The organism is Nitrosospira briensis, from assembly GCF_900115125.1.
GTDB classification, from domain to species: domain Bacteria; phylum Pseudomonadota; class Gammaproteobacteria; order Burkholderiales; family Nitrosomonadaceae; genus Nitrosospira; species Nitrosospira briensis_A.
On sequence record NZ_FOVJ01000002.1, the window covers coordinates 230,558 to 245,102 of the forward strand.

Consider the following 14,545-nt stretch of genomic DNA (forward strand, 5'->3'; position numbering starts at 1 on the left):
ATGAAACTGGTCATTCTGGATCGGGACGGCGTCATCAATTACGACAGTGCCGCCTTTATCAAGACGCCGGACGAATGGAAACCCATTCCCGGCAGCCTGGAAGCTATTGCACATCTCACCCAGGCTGGCTATCGCGTAGTCATTGCCACCAATCAGTCCGGAATCGGCAGAGGGCTGCTGGATATGGGGACGCTCAATGCCATCAACGACAAGATGTGCAAGGCGGCCATTCAGGCAGGCGGGCGTATCGATGCGATGTTTTTCTGTCCACACGCAAATACGGACAATTGCAATTGCCGCAAGCCGGCAACTGGAATGTTCAAGGAAATCGCGGACCGCTTCGGGGTGGAACTGAACGGCGTGCCGGCAATCGGTGACTCGTTGCGCGATTTGCAGACCGCGGCCGCAGTAGGCGCGATCCCGATTCTGGTGCTGACCGGCAAGGGAAAAAAAACCAAGGCAGAGGGCGAATTGCCGGAAAATACTAAAATATTTCCCAATCTGTCAGCAGCCGTTGATGCCCTGACACAATGAACTGGATTCTGGTGGTGCTGCGCTCGGCGCTATATACTTTATTGCAGATTATTATTACCCCCCTTTACTTCCTCGTCATATTTGCCTCATTCCCGCTGCACCCGCTCAGCCGCTATCGCATCACTTCCGGTTGGGCGCACCTGATGCTGTTCCTACTGCGTGTTATTTGTGGCATCCGGTATCGTGTGATCGGGGCAGAACATATTCCCCAAACGCCCAGCATCGTGCTCTCCAAACATCAATCGGCATGGGAGACGCTTGCGTTTCAGCAGATATTCCCGCCGCAGGTGTGGGTCCTGAAAAAAGAGTTGCTGCTTGTTCCGTTTTTTGGCTGGGGATTGGCAATGACGAGCCCGATCGCCATCAATCGCAGTTCAAAAAAAGCAGCGTTGAAACAGATTGTCGAGCAAGGAAAAGACCGCCTCAAGCGGGGATTCTGGATAGTGGTTTTCCCGGAGGGCACGCGCATAGCGCCGGGCAAAAAAGGCAGATATGGCATAGGCGGCGCATGGCTTGCAACGCACACCGGCGCACCGGTAGTCCCCGTGGCCCACAACGCCGGACACTTCTGGGGCAAGAATGCCCTGATCAAGCGGCCCGGCACGATTACCGTAAGCATAGGTGCGCCGATCAATCCTGCAGGGATGGAACCCGGGGAGCTCAATGCCAGCGTGGAAACATGGATCGAAACCGAGATGACGCACATCGATAATCCCGCTTCAGGCAATCGCGAATTCGGCCGTTAACCCCATCGTATTTCAGTTTCGCACTATGACTGTTAGAGTTTTTTTCTACTTGACCTTCACTTGGTAAGGTTCCTATTGCCGGATTCAGGATAATGCATGACGAAAACAACCCTCTGCCTCGACGCACAAAGACAAGCAAACTCGCAGCAAGCGAACAACGCCGTATCAAGCTGAACGGCAAGGATGTGGCGTATGTCCTCATGCGCTGCAGGCGAAAGACCATTGGCATGAAAATCGACAGGGACGGATTAACGGTCCGCATCCCGCCGAGAGAATCATTATGCTGGGTCGAATCGGTATTGCAAAAAAGAGCCGATTGGATCGTAAAAAAACTCGACGAATGGAAGAATAGAAAGCCGAGTAAGCCCGAGTGGGCCGACGGCGCAATTTTCCCATTGTTGGGCGAGCCTTGGCGGGTGACGGTTACCCCAGCCGGGGTTGTGCAAATGGTCCCGGCCACCTCGAACAAAGAGGCGGAGGAGAACCAGTTGAAATTGCCGTTGACATCGATGCTGACATCCCAACAAATCGAAAAAGCGGTGATGGAATGGTATCGCCATCAGGCCGTGGCGTGTTTCAGCGAACGCATTGCGATGTATGCAAATAAGCTCGGTGTAGCGTTGCCGCAACTGCGATTATCGCGTGCCAGAACCTTATGGGGCAGTTGCAACTCGCGCGGCATTGTCCATCTCAACTGGCGACTGATCCAGAAGCCGCTTGACCTGGTGGATTACGTCGTGGCGCACGAATTGTCGCATCTCATCGAAATGAATCACTCCGAGGCGTTCTGGCGGATAGTGGGAAGTGTATATCCGGGTTACGCGGCGGCGAGGAAGAAATTGAGGGGAGTTGGGTGATGGTACAGATTCAATATGCTGCACTCCTGATCTGGCAACTGTGTTGGATGCCAATTTTTGGAAAGTGCCAAGAGTAGTCATTTAACGTCGGCGGAATGGATAAAAATGACGCAGTGGAAATCCTCAAAACAACCAATTAGCAGATCGTTCAACCCGGACACCGTTTCTGCGAGCGCGACGGGAGCGGCCCTACCCTCCCATCTCTCAAACCTTTCAAAACGCGCCGAGTCCCTTGTTTCATCTGACGGATGTCGCATCGATATCTGGGAGTTAAACGTTCCGTCAACTGCGGACTATCTGAGCGCATGGGCCTCGAACTTCCGACAGCACTACTGTTCCGATACTGAGATCGACGATCTCAGGGCTGGCACAGGCCTTTCCCGTGCTGAATACCTGACTCAACTGATATTCCCGGACAAGAGTACCGCTCCCGGACCCGGTATCCGGGCCGGCGACTTTGCTGAGCTGTTAGTATCCGACTACGTTGAGTACCTGCTTGGGTATTGGGTCCCCCGAGGAAAATATGCCGAGAAATCGAGTCGTGACGAGTCAGTAAAGGGAGTGGATATCCTTGGATTTCGTCTAACCAATCCGCCATCGCCAACCTCTTCTGACACGCTGTTGGCTTTCGAGGTCAAGGCACAGTTCTCCGGCAGTAAGTACACGGGTCGTCTACAAACCGCTATCATCGATTCGTCAAAAGACTACCTGAGACGCGCTATGATGCTAAATGCGACGAAGCGACGGCTTCGCCAAGCGGGCCAGCATGACAGAGCGCTGCTGGTTCAACGCTTTCAGAATCTGTCAGACCACCCGTATATTTACCGCTCGGGCGCAGCCGGAGTCCTGTCTGATACAGCGTACGACGAGGATATTCTTCAGAAATCAACCAAGGTCTTGGGGCACCAGAATGCGGGGAACCTTGAGCTCATCGTGATTCGAGGCAAGGAGCTGATGAAGCTAGTTCACGCGTTATATGAACGGGCCGCGAATGAGGCCTGAGTTCAATAGTCGTCGCCTGTTTGGCATCACCAGATCCAAAGGTAAGATGTACGAACTCGGATTGCCCGAGGCTTTGCATATTGCCGTGCCGGAGAATAGCGAACCGCAAGAGCTGTTCGTCCTGACTGTGGGCACGCTGGGCGACGTCGCGGCGAGTTTGAGCGATGCTGAAAATTTCGATGTGCCACTGACCCCGCCCATAGTGGAGGAGTTAGGCTTCTCCGCGAGCTTCTTTGATGCCTTCTGTGAGTCTCGGTTCTCTGAGGCCATTGCGCGCGACACCGCCCTGCTCGCGGCATCCTCCTACTACCTTGCTGGCCGACCAGGGAGTAGTTTGGTGCTCGCAAGTCAGCTTGAGGTCGTCCCGGACGCCCCGCCGTAGATAAGCTGTTGCATTGGGTGCTTCTGGCTCAATGGGCTGACTATCCGGTCGACGTACATATATTCTTCGGCAAGACACTGGGCAACGTAGCCAGATTGCTGGCATCCCACTTTCACGATGGCTCCAGTCCGACTGAGTTGATGATCACGCTCGGTGCGTTGAGGCTCCGTGCCTATGCGGGCGCATCGGCACGCGATCTCCTGTTCATTGACATCATTGCCGCTATCATTCGTATGCGGGTAGCGGCCTCTGTTTGGACCACACTGCCGAGGTTTACCGGCCTCACCCCTGCGCAGTGGGCGACGGCTATTCGAAGGCCTGAGTTCCCGAAGGAGCTGTGGCCATCGCAGATACTGCTTGGTCGAGCCGGCCTCTTCTCCGGCGCGTCGGGCATTGTTCAGATGCCAACCAGCGCGGGGAAGACCCGGTCCGTTGAAATCTTACTGCGGAGTAGCTTTCTTTCTAGAGGTACGAAACTAGCAGTAGTGGTTGCGCCATTCAGGGCTTTGTGCCATGAAATTGGCACATCGCTTCGGCACGCATTCCGGGAAGACAGTGTCAAAGTCAACGAGCTTTCCGATGCGATGCAGCTTGACTTCCTGCAGCAGGTGGCGGAATTGTTCGGCTCCGAAGCACCCACCACACAGCATATACTGATACTAACCCCCGAGAAATTCCTCTACGTACTACGGCAGACGCCAGCTCTCGTAACTGACATCGGGATCGTTGTATACGATGAAGGACACCAGTTTGATTCCGGCAGTCGAGGCATAACTTATGAGCTACTACTGACCGAGATTAAAGCGCTCCTCCCGCAGGAGGCGCAAACGGTTCTCGTTTCTGCCGTTATTCAAAACGCGCAGGCGATCGGGGAATGGCTGATAGGTGACAGCACTCACGTTATCAACGGTAGCGGCCTACTGCCCACGGCGCGATCGATGGCTTTTGCAAGCTGGATCGAACGTCTGGGTCAGCTCATGTTTTATGAGTCAGATAACTACGAACATCCTGACTACTTTGTTCCCCGGGTCATCGAGCAACAAACACTCATTCCGCGCCCCCGCGAGCACACGGAGCGTCACTTCCCGGTTAAGAGTAGCTCTAACGATATCGCGCTGTATCTCGGTATACGGCTAGTAGCGCGAGGCGCTATTGCGATATTCTACGGGCGAAAGAGCACCGCCTCTAAAATCGCCACACGCGCCGTCGAGATCTATGAGCGCGGCTTTAATGTTGCGCCGCCTTCGGCATCGGCGGATCCCGATGAGCTGAGGAGGATGAAATATCTTATCGACGAACATTTTGGTGACCGTTCCGTTTCAAGCCGGGCTGCATTTTTGGGCATTTTCGTCCACCACGGGACAACGCCTCATGGCCTGCGGCTGTCTATCGAGTATGCGATGCAGCAAAGTCTGATTAATTTTGTTGCATGCACATCAACGCTTGCCCAAGGGGTCAACCTCCCCATTCGATACTTAATTGTTTCGGGAATCCATCAGGGTAACGAGAGGATAAAGGTTCGGGATTTCCAGAACCTGGTAGGTCGAGCTGGCCGATCTGGCATGCACACTGAAGGCCTTGTTATATTCTCTGACCCAAAGGTTTACGATGAGCGACTAACGGAGTCTTGGAAGTTCAATGCCTCCGTCGAACTGCTGTCATCGAATGGATCAGAGAGTACGACGAGTTCACTTTTGGGATTGCTCGCTCCGTTTCAGAGCAGCGATCACAAGGGAGTGCTACAGCTAACCGCGGACAATTTGTGCCGTCTCGTTCTGTCCGACGAAGTTACGTGGCCAATATGGGCCCATGAGGTCGTACGATTGAATCCGCAGCTCAAGCTCGAAGCTAAGGGACTTGTAGCCGAAATTCGAAGTCGACGCCAGTTGATTTTCGCCATTGAGAGCTATCTGATGGCAAATCGCGGAAACAGCTCCTTTGACGAATTCAAGTTCGCGGCAGAGAAATTGGCCTCGTCAACCCTCGCCTATCATCTGGCGTCGGACGTGCAGAAGCCAGCTATAAAAACCTTGTTTTCCTCCGTCGCTGAGTATTTACAGCAACAGGAACCAGCAACTCAAAAGCAGGCTATTTATGCGAAAACTCTTCTCGGTGTAAAGAGCGCTAAGGCAATCGAGCAGTGGGTCAATGAAAAACGCGAGTTCCTGCTGGCGCTAGATTCAAACGAATCTTGGCTGGCAATGGTATGGGAGCTATTTGCGGGACATTCAGACCACAAATTTTTCCATACCGTGGAGCCGAGGTCTCTTGCGATTCAACTCGCGATGCAGTGGCTTGAGGGAAAGCCCTATTTCGATCTCTTTGCACATTCGAGCTCTGAACAAGGAAGCAAGCCATGGGGTATAGAGAAGCGCAGACGACTAACAGAAGACGATATCGTTGATTTCTGCGAAAGCACACTTGGATTCGAATGTTCATTAGTCCTTGCGGCAGTGGCGCAGTTTCTTTTCGGAGAAAGAGGCCCTGACGAGAGCCAAAGCGCATTGATTTTTTTTCAAAAAGCGCTTAAATACGGCCTACCAGATGTACAGTCGGTATCCTGCTACGAAAGCGGATTCGCTGACCGCGTTGTCGCTCAGAGAATCTGTCATGCAGTACGCGCGGACGGTTTTTCTGGCAAGTTCTTCTCAACAGCACTCAAGTCGCATCAAGAACGAATCAAGACGACGCTCAAAGGTTACCCAAGCTATTTCGAATCTGTCCTTGCGGTACAAACTTGACTACCAACCGCTTTTATCGGGAAGCGACTATCGTAATAGGCAGAATTGCGCTGTTTTAGAATCGTTTTTTTTTGACAAATAGCTAGACCAAATCCGAAATACTAAATGTTCAGGAAAGCCACTGTATAAGCTCTCCCCAGCTAATGCAATGCTGGCAGAACTGGGGGCGTATTCAGAGGTCTCGGCCTTTGTGTTAGTATTTCCACCTCATCATTCTTGTACTCGGTGTCCATGCGTACGCTTTCCTCTGCCCTCCTGATAGTTTTGCTGCTTAGCGCCTGCGGCCTAAAAGGGCCTCTTTATCTTCCGCAGGAGCCGGTTCCACCGCAGCCGAAGCAATCTCAGGATGACGAGAACAAGAAGTGAGCGGTTTCCCTTCTTTCGGTTATCAAAATTCCGGGTTGTGCAGTGAATCGGTTCAACTGGATTTCATCGCCCGGAAATTTGGCACGCCTTGCTACGTTTATTCGCGAGCGGCGCTAGTTGCTGCTTACCAGGAATTTGACGCGGCGTTTGCCGGCCGCGATCACTTGGTGTGCTATGCGGTCAAGGCCAATTCCAGTCTCGCTATTCTCAACCTGTTTGCCCGCCTTGGCAGCGGCTTCGATATAGTTTCAGGCGGCGAACTGCGGCGGGTGCTGAAAGCGGGAGGCGATCCGCAAAAAATAGTTTTTTCCGGGGTCGGAAAACAGCCTGACGAAATGCGCGCGGCGCTTGCCATTGACATACTCTGCTTCAATGTTGAATCGGAAGCGGAGTTGCAAGTATTGAACCAGGTTGCAGGGGAAATGAATAAAATTGCGCCCGTGAGCCTGCGTGTCAACCCAGACGTAGATGCAAAAACCCATCCGTATATTTCTACCGGCCTCAAGGAGAATAAGTTCGGTATTCCCTTCGATGAAGCGGAATCACTTTATGCCTCTTCTCGTGATTTTTCCAACGTACGCGTTACCGGACTGGATTGTCATATAGGCTCTCAGTTGACCGAACTCGCTCCCTTCATTGAAGCTTGTAGGAAAATGCTGGGGCTGCTCGATCGCCTCCAAACGCAGGGCTTGCAAATCGATCATCTGGATTTAGGTGGTGGATTGGGAATTCGTTATTCCGCGGAAAATCCGCCACTCGTCGGGCAATATGTCGATGCGCTGCGTGCCTGCGTAGGACAGCGTAAACAGCGCATCCTGATCGAGCCGGGCCGCGCACTGGTGGGAAACGCGGGGATACTGCTTACTCGTGTGGAGTACCTCAAGCATACAGGCGATAAGAATTTCGCCATCGTGGACGCGGCCATGAACGACCTGATGCGCCCTGCGCTGTACGATGCCTATCACGAAATCCTTCCGGTCAACGTCAAAAATGATGGCGGCATCAAGACCTATCAGGTCGTCGGTCCCGTTTGCGAGACCGGCGATTTTCTGGGCCACGACCGCGACCTGGCGCTATCCCAGGGAGATCTGCTCGCCATCATGTCCGTGGGCGCATATGGCATGAGCATGAGCTCGAATTACAACACCCGCCCGCGTGCTGCGGAAGTGATGGTGGATGGCGATCAGGTTCATCTCATCCGCGAGCGTGAATCCATGGAGCAATTGATGGCTGGCGAAAAAATTCTGCCTTAGTTTCCCTTATCTCCCTGCTTCCCCTGATCCCCCGTTTTCCACTCTCGCGCAATCTGCCTTTTCGGCTGCACTCCTGCGTCACCTAAACCAGAAAGATGGTAGCCAGCCCCAGGAAGATAAAGAAACCTCCGCTGTCGGTCACGGCGGTGATCATGACACTGGAGCCTGCCGCCGGGTCGCGGCCCAATCGGTGAAGCGTCAAGGGGATCAGCACACCAACTATGGCCGCAAGCAGCAAATTCAACATCATCGCCATCATCATCACCAGGCTGAGGGAAAAGCTGCGGTAAATAAAGAATGCGAACAACCCTACCACGCCACCCCATACCAACCCGTTCACGGCGCTCACGCCTATCTCCTTGGAAAACAGCTTTCGTGCGTTGCCGGGATTAAGTTGTCCCAGCGCAAGCGCCCGAACTATCATGGTGATTGTCTGATTACCCGAATTTCCGCCGATCCCGGCGATGATGGGCATCAAGGCCGCGAGTGCGACGAGTTTTTCTATTGAATCTTCAAACACGCCTATCACCCGCGAGGCAATAAATGCCGTCACCAGATTGATGGCCAGCCAGGTCCAGCGGTTCTTCAGGCTTTTCCATACTGGCGCAAACAAATCTTCTTCCTGCTGCAGGCCAGCCAGGCTCAGCGCTTCGTTGGCCGACTCTTCGCGGATAAAATCCATCACCGCGTTGACAGTGACCCGTCCCACCAGTTTATCTTCCACATTTACCACGGCGGCGGATACAAGGTCATAGCGCTCGAATGCCTGCGCCGCCTCGTGCGCCTTCTCATCGGGGTGAAAGACCGTCATTTTCTTGGTCATCACAGCGCCCACTTTGGCTCCGGGGTCACTCACCAGCAGCCGGTTCAGCGGTAGGATGCCTTTGACATGCTCCTCGCGATCCACGACGAACAATTGGTCTGTATGATCGGGCAGTTCATCCAGTCGCCGCAGATAGCGCAATACCACTTCCAGGGTCACATCCTCGCGAACGGTCACCACCTCGAAATCCATCAAGGCACCGACGGAATCCTCCGAATAGGACATGGCGGCGCGCAGCTTCTCGCGTTCCTCCATCGGAAGCGACTGAAAAACATCATCAAGAACATAACGCGGAAGATCAGGGGCAATGTCGGCAATTTCATCGGCGTCGAGTTGCTCTGTCGCTGCCAGCATCTCGCCGCTGTTCATCGTGGCCAGCAGCGTCTCCCGCACCGCGTCCGAGACTTCGAGAAGAATTTCGCCGTCGCGCTCCGCCTTGACCAGATCCCAGATCAAAAGGCGGTCTTCCAGCGGCATCGCCTCCAGAATATGGGCTACGTCGGCGGGATGGAGCTTGTCGAGAAGTGTTCGCAGCTCAGCCAGGCTTTGCCTGTGCATCAGGGCTTCGGCGAACTCCTCGTGCTCCATGGTTTGCGTGGGCACGAGTCCTTCCACCATCTTGTGCTGGTACAACAAGTGGATTACGCGCTGCAAGTGTTCTTGCAGGTGCTCGGTTTCCCTGAGGTTATTTGCTTTTGTCATGGCGTATTGCCCTGATTGCGACAACGTCGCCTGATTGTGGGGAAATTTTGGCTGGATATTATGACAGGCAGGGTAGCGAACGCAAAGCCGGCATTACGCGACCACTGCTATTCCCGCCTGGAATCCCTGATTAACTGAATGGATTCGTGGAAAGCTTCAACGGTAAATTGCGTGATGAATGCCTCAACCGTGAATGGTTTCTCACGTGGCACGAAGCAAAAATATTGATCGAGAAATGGCGGCAATTTTATCAACCGCCGTCCACATTCTGCGCTTTGCAACCGAACTCCCCCCTTTCCCACTCTATATACTATATTGATTGTATTAATGTCTGAATCTCCTTAGCTAGCTTTACTGGGCGGTCATCATCTCTATGCAATGCGGACTAAAGAGCTTTCCAATAAGTTGTGCCGGAATCATTCGGGTATGAATGCTGTGCCGCTTGTCAAAGGTAAAATAGTGTTCGAGGAGGCAGCATCGCCGTTCACTGGTGCGACGATGTATGTGCGCCTGGAAGATATAACCGCCGCCGACGTCGCTTCTAAGGTAGTCGCGGAATACGTCAAGCGGAATGTAGCTTTCGACCCGAAAATCTCCAGCGACTTAATATTCACCGTAAGCGGCAACCTGCCAGACCCCAGAGCGAGCTATGCGATCAGGGTACATATCGATATTGACGGGGACGGAGAGGTGAGCCAGGGTGATTTCATAAGCATGCAAAGTTATCCAGTAATCACTTTTGGCCATCCAAGTGAAGTATCGATTCTCGCCAGACAGGTAATCTCAAGCCAGAATAAGGAGTGTATGAAAATGGCAAAAGAAGAGTATCGTTCAAGCCCGGAAGTACGCACAGGTTTTGTCAAAGGCAATACCTTTAGATACCGTCCTGTGCGCTACAGCGTCATCGACGGTGAGGCCATCTTTGAAGGCGACATCGTGTTGGGAAGCATCAATGAAATGGAGCGGCTAGTCGCTGAGATAAACAGGGAAAAAGATACAGGGTCCCTCGGCATCGTCGTCACTGGCACGCAGTTCCGTTGGCCGGGCGGCGTTATACCCTACACCATTGATCCGGATCTCCCGAATCAAGATCGCGTCACTGACGCAATAGCTCACTGGCATAGTCGCACCGGTGTCAGTTTCATCCCCCGCACCGACGAGCAGAATTTTGTAACCTTCAGGCCAGGAGAGGGATGTTCGTCATCAGTAGGCATGCGGGGGATCGGAGAGCAGTTCATCACGCTGGCGTCAGGGTGCGACAAAGGCAGCACGATTCATGAAATAGGCCATGCTGCAGGTCTTTGGCACGAGCAAAGCCGCGAAGACCGGGACCGGTTCATACGGATCCTTTTCGCGAATATCGAGGAAGGAAGGGAGCATAACTTTGACCAGCATATTACCGATGGCGACGACGTAGGCAAATATGATTTCGGGTCAATAATGCATTATGACGAATTGGCATTCTCGAGGAACGACCAGCCCACTATTGAGACCCTGAATGGTGAGTCTATAGGCCAGAGAAGCGGGCTTAGTAACGACGATATTCTAGCCGTCAACTTCATGTATCCGCTTTCGATTCCATTAATTTTGCAACCGGGACTGTACACCATCCAGCAGCAGAGCAATGGCCGGTTCGTGGATGCGCATGAACACTCGGGAGAGGATTTCGGACTGGTAACGCGCCCCTCACAGAATAACCGCACCCAGCAATGGATTCTAATACCTGTGGGAGGCGTGTTTACAATCCAGCAGCAGAGCAATGGCCGGTTTGTGGATGCGCATGAACACTCGGGGGAGGACTTCGGGGTGGTCACGCGCCCTGCACAGAATAACGATACCCAGAAATGGGTGTTGACGCGGTTCAGCGGTCCATATAAGGGCGGCCTATACACCATCCAGCAAAAGAGCAATGGCCGATTCATGGATGCGTATCAAGATTCGGGAGAGGACTTCGAATTGGTCACGCGTCCCGCAAAGAATAACGATGCCCAGAGATGGGCGATAGTGCCCTTGGGCAACAACACGTTCACCATTCAGCAAAAGAGCACTGGCCGGTTTATGGATGCGCATGAAATTGAAGAGAGGGACTTTGCGCTCGTTACGCGACCTGAACAGAACAACGACACACAGCGGTGGACTCTAACTCCTGTTGGAGTGGTGTGCACTATCCAGCAGCAGAGCAATAGCCGATTCGTGGACGCGTATCAAAGTTCGGGAGAGGACTACGGGTTGGTCACGCGTCCTGCAAAGAATAACGATGCTCAGAGATGGATAGTAATACCCTCGGTCAACAACACGTTCACCATCCAGCAAAAAAGTAGTGGCCGGTTTATGGATGCCCATGAAATTGAAGAAAAGGACTTTGCTCTCGTTACCCGACCGGAACAGAACAATGCTACACAAAGGTGGCTGATCACACCAGTGTAGCGCCGACAAATGTTAGGATTGGGTGAACTAAAAAGGCTGTCGATTTCGACCCAGACCAGGAGAACAGCCTAAATACTACATACGCCGCATTCCCTAAAACTGCCTGCGCGCTTTCCGGGCCTTTTCTTGCGATGCCCGGGCTTTCAGGGAATTTGTGCCGCTGCCATCCGGCTGCGTATGATACGGGCTTTCTTCGACAACCAGGGCGTATTACGATTTTTGTCGTAGAAGCGCGGACTCGGAATCATGGCGGCAAGGCGAGAGGCCTGTTCCACAGTTACAGAAGAAGCCGAAACGCCATAGTAGTGACGGGCTGCCGCCTCCGCCCCGAACACACCGTGACCCCATTCGATCACGTTCAGGTAAATTTCCAGGATGCGGCGTTTGGACATCACGTTTTCCAGCATCAGCGTGATAATAGCTTCCTGGATTTTACGCCAGGGAGTTCTTTCACCGGATAAAAATAAATTTTTTGCCAGTTGCTGGCTGATGGTGGACCCCCCCGCAACCAGTTTGCCCTTTTTCAGGTTCTTTTCATAGGCTAGCTGAATAGCCTCGAAATCAAAACCCTCATGTACCAGAAATTTGCTGTCCTCGGCAGCAACTATCGCTCGCTTGAGGCTGGGAGAGATTTTCTCGTATGGGACCCACTGTGCGCACAGCACCGTTGCTGCATTTCGTTGGCGTAATGCATCCAGCCGGTCTTCCATAAAGGCGCTGGAAGACGGGTTATAAAAATTCCAGTAAACCACATGGCTGAAAATCCAGGATTGATAGACAAGGACGGCGCCGATAGAAAGCAAAAAAATTCGCCAGATCCAGCGCGTGATGAACGTTCCCATGTGTTTGTGGCGTCATTATGTTTTTTAACTTGTCGTGCAAGATCCGAGCATTTCAATTACCGGCGCCGTTTCCGGCCGTATTCCGCGCCATAGCAGGAACGATTCCGCCGCTTGCTCCACCAGCATGCCGATACCATCCGCCAGGCGCGCTGCACCCTGCTGTTTGGCATATTGCAGGAAAGGTGTGAGTCCATCACTGTACATCATGTCATAAGCGAGAGACCCGTCAGCAAAAATTCCGGCGGGAAGCGCTGGCAACTCGCCCCGTAGGCTGGCAGAGGTGGCATTGATGACAAGGTCGAATTTTTCACCAGCAAGATCAGCGTACGCCGCGGAAACGATGTTTCCGTTGCCGTAGCGTGAAAATAGTTGCTGCAATTCACAAGCTTTCTGTTTGGTGCGGTTGGCGATGGCGAGTACCTGCGGCTTGTGCTCCAGCAGCGGTAGTATAACGCCCCGGGCAGCGCCTCCGGCGCCCATCAGCAAAACCCGCCTGGCTTTAATCAAAAACTTCAGATTGGCTCGGATGTCGCGCACCAGCCCGGCACCGTCCGTATTATCACCGGCGATTCCGCCGGGTTCAAACACGAGCGTGTTGACCGCTTGCGCAGCTTGAGCCCGTTCAGTCAGACGGGTGGAAATCTTGTGGGCTTCAAGCTTGAATGGAACGGTTACGTTCGCGCCCTTGCCTCCGCGCGCCCTGAAGCTGCTTACGGTTGCGGGGAATGCATCCACCGGCGCCAGTATGGCCTCGTACCGGATATCCTGACCGGTTTGCCGGGAAAACTCGGCATGAATCAGCGGCGACTTGCTGTGGGCAATCGGGTTGCCGATAACGGCGTAGAAATCGGTCATTAAGAGGTTGCCTGATTTGATACGGGATCACGGACGACAACCTGCAGCTATCTTCAGATATCGCTACTCGCTTGCCAGTTGATCCGAGCGGGTAAATACCCAGGTTCGGGTAATGTGGAGAACATCGGTATCCCGGCTGATTTCAGGCGGGAAAGGAGCGAACCCGTTTTGCCCGGCCAAGTTGACAATTCGTACCGCCGCTTCATCCAGAACTTTTTTTCCTGAAGGGCGGTTTATAGCGATTGATTCCAGGCTGCCATCCGACTTAATGCCTACGGTGAGTTGCAAGTTTCCGTAAAGCTGTTCACGCCTCGCTGCTTCAGGATAATTCAGGTTGCCGACGCGTTCCACCTTGAGGCGCCAATCTTCGACATAACGGGCAAAGCGATATTCCTGTGTACGGGCGCCCACAAATTTGCGCTTGGGGCGCTTTTGATAAACTTCGTGATTCTGGGCGGTCTGCGCCTCCAGCCGAGCGATCTCAAAACTTCGCTGAAGCAGATCGGACGCATCAAAAGCCTGACTTTGTTCTGATTGTGCGAAAGGGAGGTCAGCCTGATAAACGCTGTGGTCATCGTCGCTATTGACCGCTGCCATCAGCCGCTGTTCTTCCTGTTCAAGCTGCTCCATTTTTTGCGTGGCCACAGCGGTATCCGCGACGGTATCCGCCGTATTGCTGTGTTTTGGAATAACCGGAAAAGGTGTTTTTGCACGGCGATTGCTATCGGTATTGCCCCCACCGTCGAGGGTGGCCTGCGCCAGTGCGTCAGGTTTATTGGGCCTGGATGCGGACCTGCTGTTTACCAGCACCACTTCCAGCGATGTGAAAGCTTTGCTGTTTTCTGGAAGCGGAAATTTGAAGGTGATGCCAAACAAGACCACCGCATGGAGAATTATCGACGCCAGTATCGCCAGGTTCAAGCGTGAGGACGTACCTAACGGCCAGCCGGTGGTCGCAGCTATACTACGTTCGAATAAATCGGGAGCGGTGCTCAATTTCTGAAGAGTAAAAGAA

General features: G+C 53.2%; 13 protein-coding genes and 1 pseudogene. 10 read left to right on the forward strand and 4 right to left on the reverse strand.

Annotated features, from left to right (window positions below; all coding sequences use genetic code 11):
- From gmhB to lysA, 8 genes are all read left to right on the forward strand, one after another.
- Positions 1–534, forward strand: coding sequence for a D-glycero-beta-D-manno-heptose 1,7-bisphosphate 7-phosphatase (gene gmhB, locus BMZ14_RS06445; RefSeq protein WP_074795961.1), 534 nt, complete (start codon positions 1–3; stop codon positions 532–534).
- A complete protein-coding gene (locus tag BMZ14_RS06450; protein ID WP_177186923.1) occupies positions 531–1,280 on the forward strand; it encodes a lysophospholipid acyltransferase family protein in 750 nt (249 codons plus the stop codon). Before gmhB ends, BMZ14_RS06450 begins: the two co-directional genes overlap by 4 nt.
- Positions 1,281–1,372: 92 nt before the next feature.
- Positions 1,373–2,137 carry a M48 family metallopeptidase gene (locus BMZ14_RS06455; protein ID WP_256208445.1) on the forward strand — a complete coding sequence of 255 codons (765 nt, stop codon included), beginning with the start codon at positions 1,373–1,375 and terminating at the stop codon, positions 2,135–2,137.
- A 105-nt stretch (positions 2,138–2,242) separates the two neighbouring features.
- Complete coding sequence (locus BMZ14_RS06460) at positions 2,243–3,139, forward strand: Hachiman antiphage defense system protein HamA (protein WP_083396689.1); 897 nt, start codon at positions 2,243–2,245, stop codon at positions 3,137–3,139.
- Positions 3,129–3,521 (forward strand): hypothetical protein, encoded by a 393-nt coding sequence (locus tag BMZ14_RS14630; protein ID WP_083396690.1) that lies wholly within the window; start codon positions 3,129–3,131, stop codon positions 3,519–3,521. Before BMZ14_RS06460 ends, BMZ14_RS14630 begins: the two co-directional genes overlap by 11 nt.
- A 140-nt stretch (positions 3,522–3,661) precedes the next feature.
- A complete protein-coding gene (locus BMZ14_RS06465; protein ID WP_143071916.1) occupies positions 3,662–6,262 on the forward strand; it encodes a DEAD/DEAH box helicase in 2,601 nt (866 codons plus the stop codon).
- A gap of 231 nt (positions 6,263–6,493) precedes the next feature.
- Positions 6,494–6,628: an LPS translocon maturation chaperone LptM gene (lptM, locus tag BMZ14_RS14635; protein WP_083396692.1), complete on the forward strand. Its 135-nt coding sequence runs from the start codon at positions 6,494–6,496 to the stop codon at positions 6,626–6,628.
- Complete coding sequence (gene lysA / locus BMZ14_RS06475; RefSeq protein WP_074795963.1) at positions 6,625–7,881, forward strand: diaminopimelate decarboxylase; 1,257 nt, start codon at positions 6,625–6,627, stop codon at positions 7,879–7,881. The genes lptM and lysA overlap by 4 nt, the downstream gene beginning before the upstream one ends.
- 82 nt (positions 7,882–7,963) lie before the next feature.
- Here the strand turns inward: lysA and mgtE are convergent, their stop codons facing one another.
- Complete coding sequence (mgtE, locus tag BMZ14_RS06480) at positions 7,964–9,406, reverse strand: magnesium transporter (protein WP_074795965.1); 1,443 nt, start codon at positions 9,404–9,406, stop codon at positions 7,964–7,966.
- Between the two features lie 137 nt (positions 9,407–9,543).
- Between mgtE and BMZ14_RS15420 the strand changes: the two are divergent.
- A pseudogene (locus BMZ14_RS15420) lies at positions 9,544–9,751 on the forward strand (integrase core domain-containing protein); the annotation flags it as partial.
- An 81-nt stretch (positions 9,752–9,832) separates the two neighbouring features.
- On the forward strand, positions 9,833–11,833 hold the full coding sequence (locus tag BMZ14_RS06490) for a M12 family metallopeptidase (protein ID WP_074795967.1): 2,001 nt from the start codon (positions 9,833–9,835) through the stop codon (positions 11,831–11,833).
- Positions 11,834–11,976: 143 nt separating this feature from the next.
- Here BMZ14_RS06490 and mtgA read toward each other — a convergent pair whose 3' ends face one another.
- The 3 genes from mtgA to BMZ14_RS06505 form a co-directional block, all read right to left on the reverse strand.
- Positions 11,977–12,675, reverse strand: coding sequence for a monofunctional biosynthetic peptidoglycan transglycosylase (mtgA, locus tag BMZ14_RS06495; RefSeq protein WP_177186924.1), 699 nt, complete (start codon positions 12,673–12,675; stop codon positions 11,977–11,979).
- A gap of 24 nt (positions 12,676–12,699) precedes the next feature.
- A complete protein-coding gene (aroE, locus tag BMZ14_RS06500; RefSeq protein WP_074795969.1) occupies positions 12,700–13,530 on the reverse strand; it encodes a shikimate dehydrogenase in 831 nt (276 codons plus the stop codon).
- Between the two features lie 63 nt (positions 13,531–13,593).
- Positions 13,594–14,526 (reverse strand): energy transducer TonB, encoded by a 933-nt coding sequence (locus BMZ14_RS06505; protein WP_083396694.1) that lies wholly within the window; start codon positions 14,524–14,526, stop codon positions 13,594–13,596.
- Positions 14,527–14,545: the final 19 nt, after the last annotated feature.

Bases quoted from the DNA above. Each gene is read 5' to 3' on its own strand.
- gmhB (WP_074795961.1), top strand. From the start codon at position 1: ATGAAACTGGTCATTCTGGATCGGGACGGCGTCATCAATTACGACAGT.
- BMZ14_RS06450 (WP_177186923.1), top strand. From the start codon at position 531: ATGAACTGGATTCTGGTGGTGCTGCGCTCGGCGCTATATACTTTATTG.
- BMZ14_RS06455 (WP_256208445.1), top strand. From the start codon at position 1,373: ATGCATGACGAAAACAACCCTCTGCCTCGACGCACAAAGACAAGCAAA.
- BMZ14_RS06460 (WP_083396689.1), top strand. From the start codon at position 2,243: ATGACGCAGTGGAAATCCTCAAAACAACCAATTAGCAGATCGTTCAAC.
- BMZ14_RS14630 (WP_083396690.1), top strand. From the start codon at position 3,129: ATGAGGCCTGAGTTCAATAGTCGTCGCCTGTTTGGCATCACCAGATCC.
- BMZ14_RS06465 (WP_143071916.1), top strand. From the start codon at position 3,662: ATGATCACGCTCGGTGCGTTGAGGCTCCGTGCCTATGCGGGCGCATCG.
- lptM (WP_083396692.1), top strand. From the start codon at position 6,494: ATGCGTACGCTTTCCTCTGCCCTCCTGATAGTTTTGCTGCTTAGCGCC.
- mgtE (WP_074795965.1), bottom strand. From the start codon at position 9,406: ATGACAAAAGCAAATAACCTCAGGGAAACCGAGCACCTGCAAGAACAC.
- BMZ14_RS06490 (WP_074795967.1), top strand. From the start codon at position 9,833: ATGAATGCTGTGCCGCTTGTCAAAGGTAAAATAGTGTTCGAGGAGGCA.
- mtgA (WP_177186924.1), bottom strand. From the start codon at position 12,675: ATGGGAACGTTCATCACGCGCTGGATCTGGCGAATTTTTTTGCTTTCT.
- aroE (WP_074795969.1), bottom strand. From the start codon at position 13,530: ATGACCGATTTCTACGCCGTTATCGGCAACCCGATTGCCCACAGCAAG.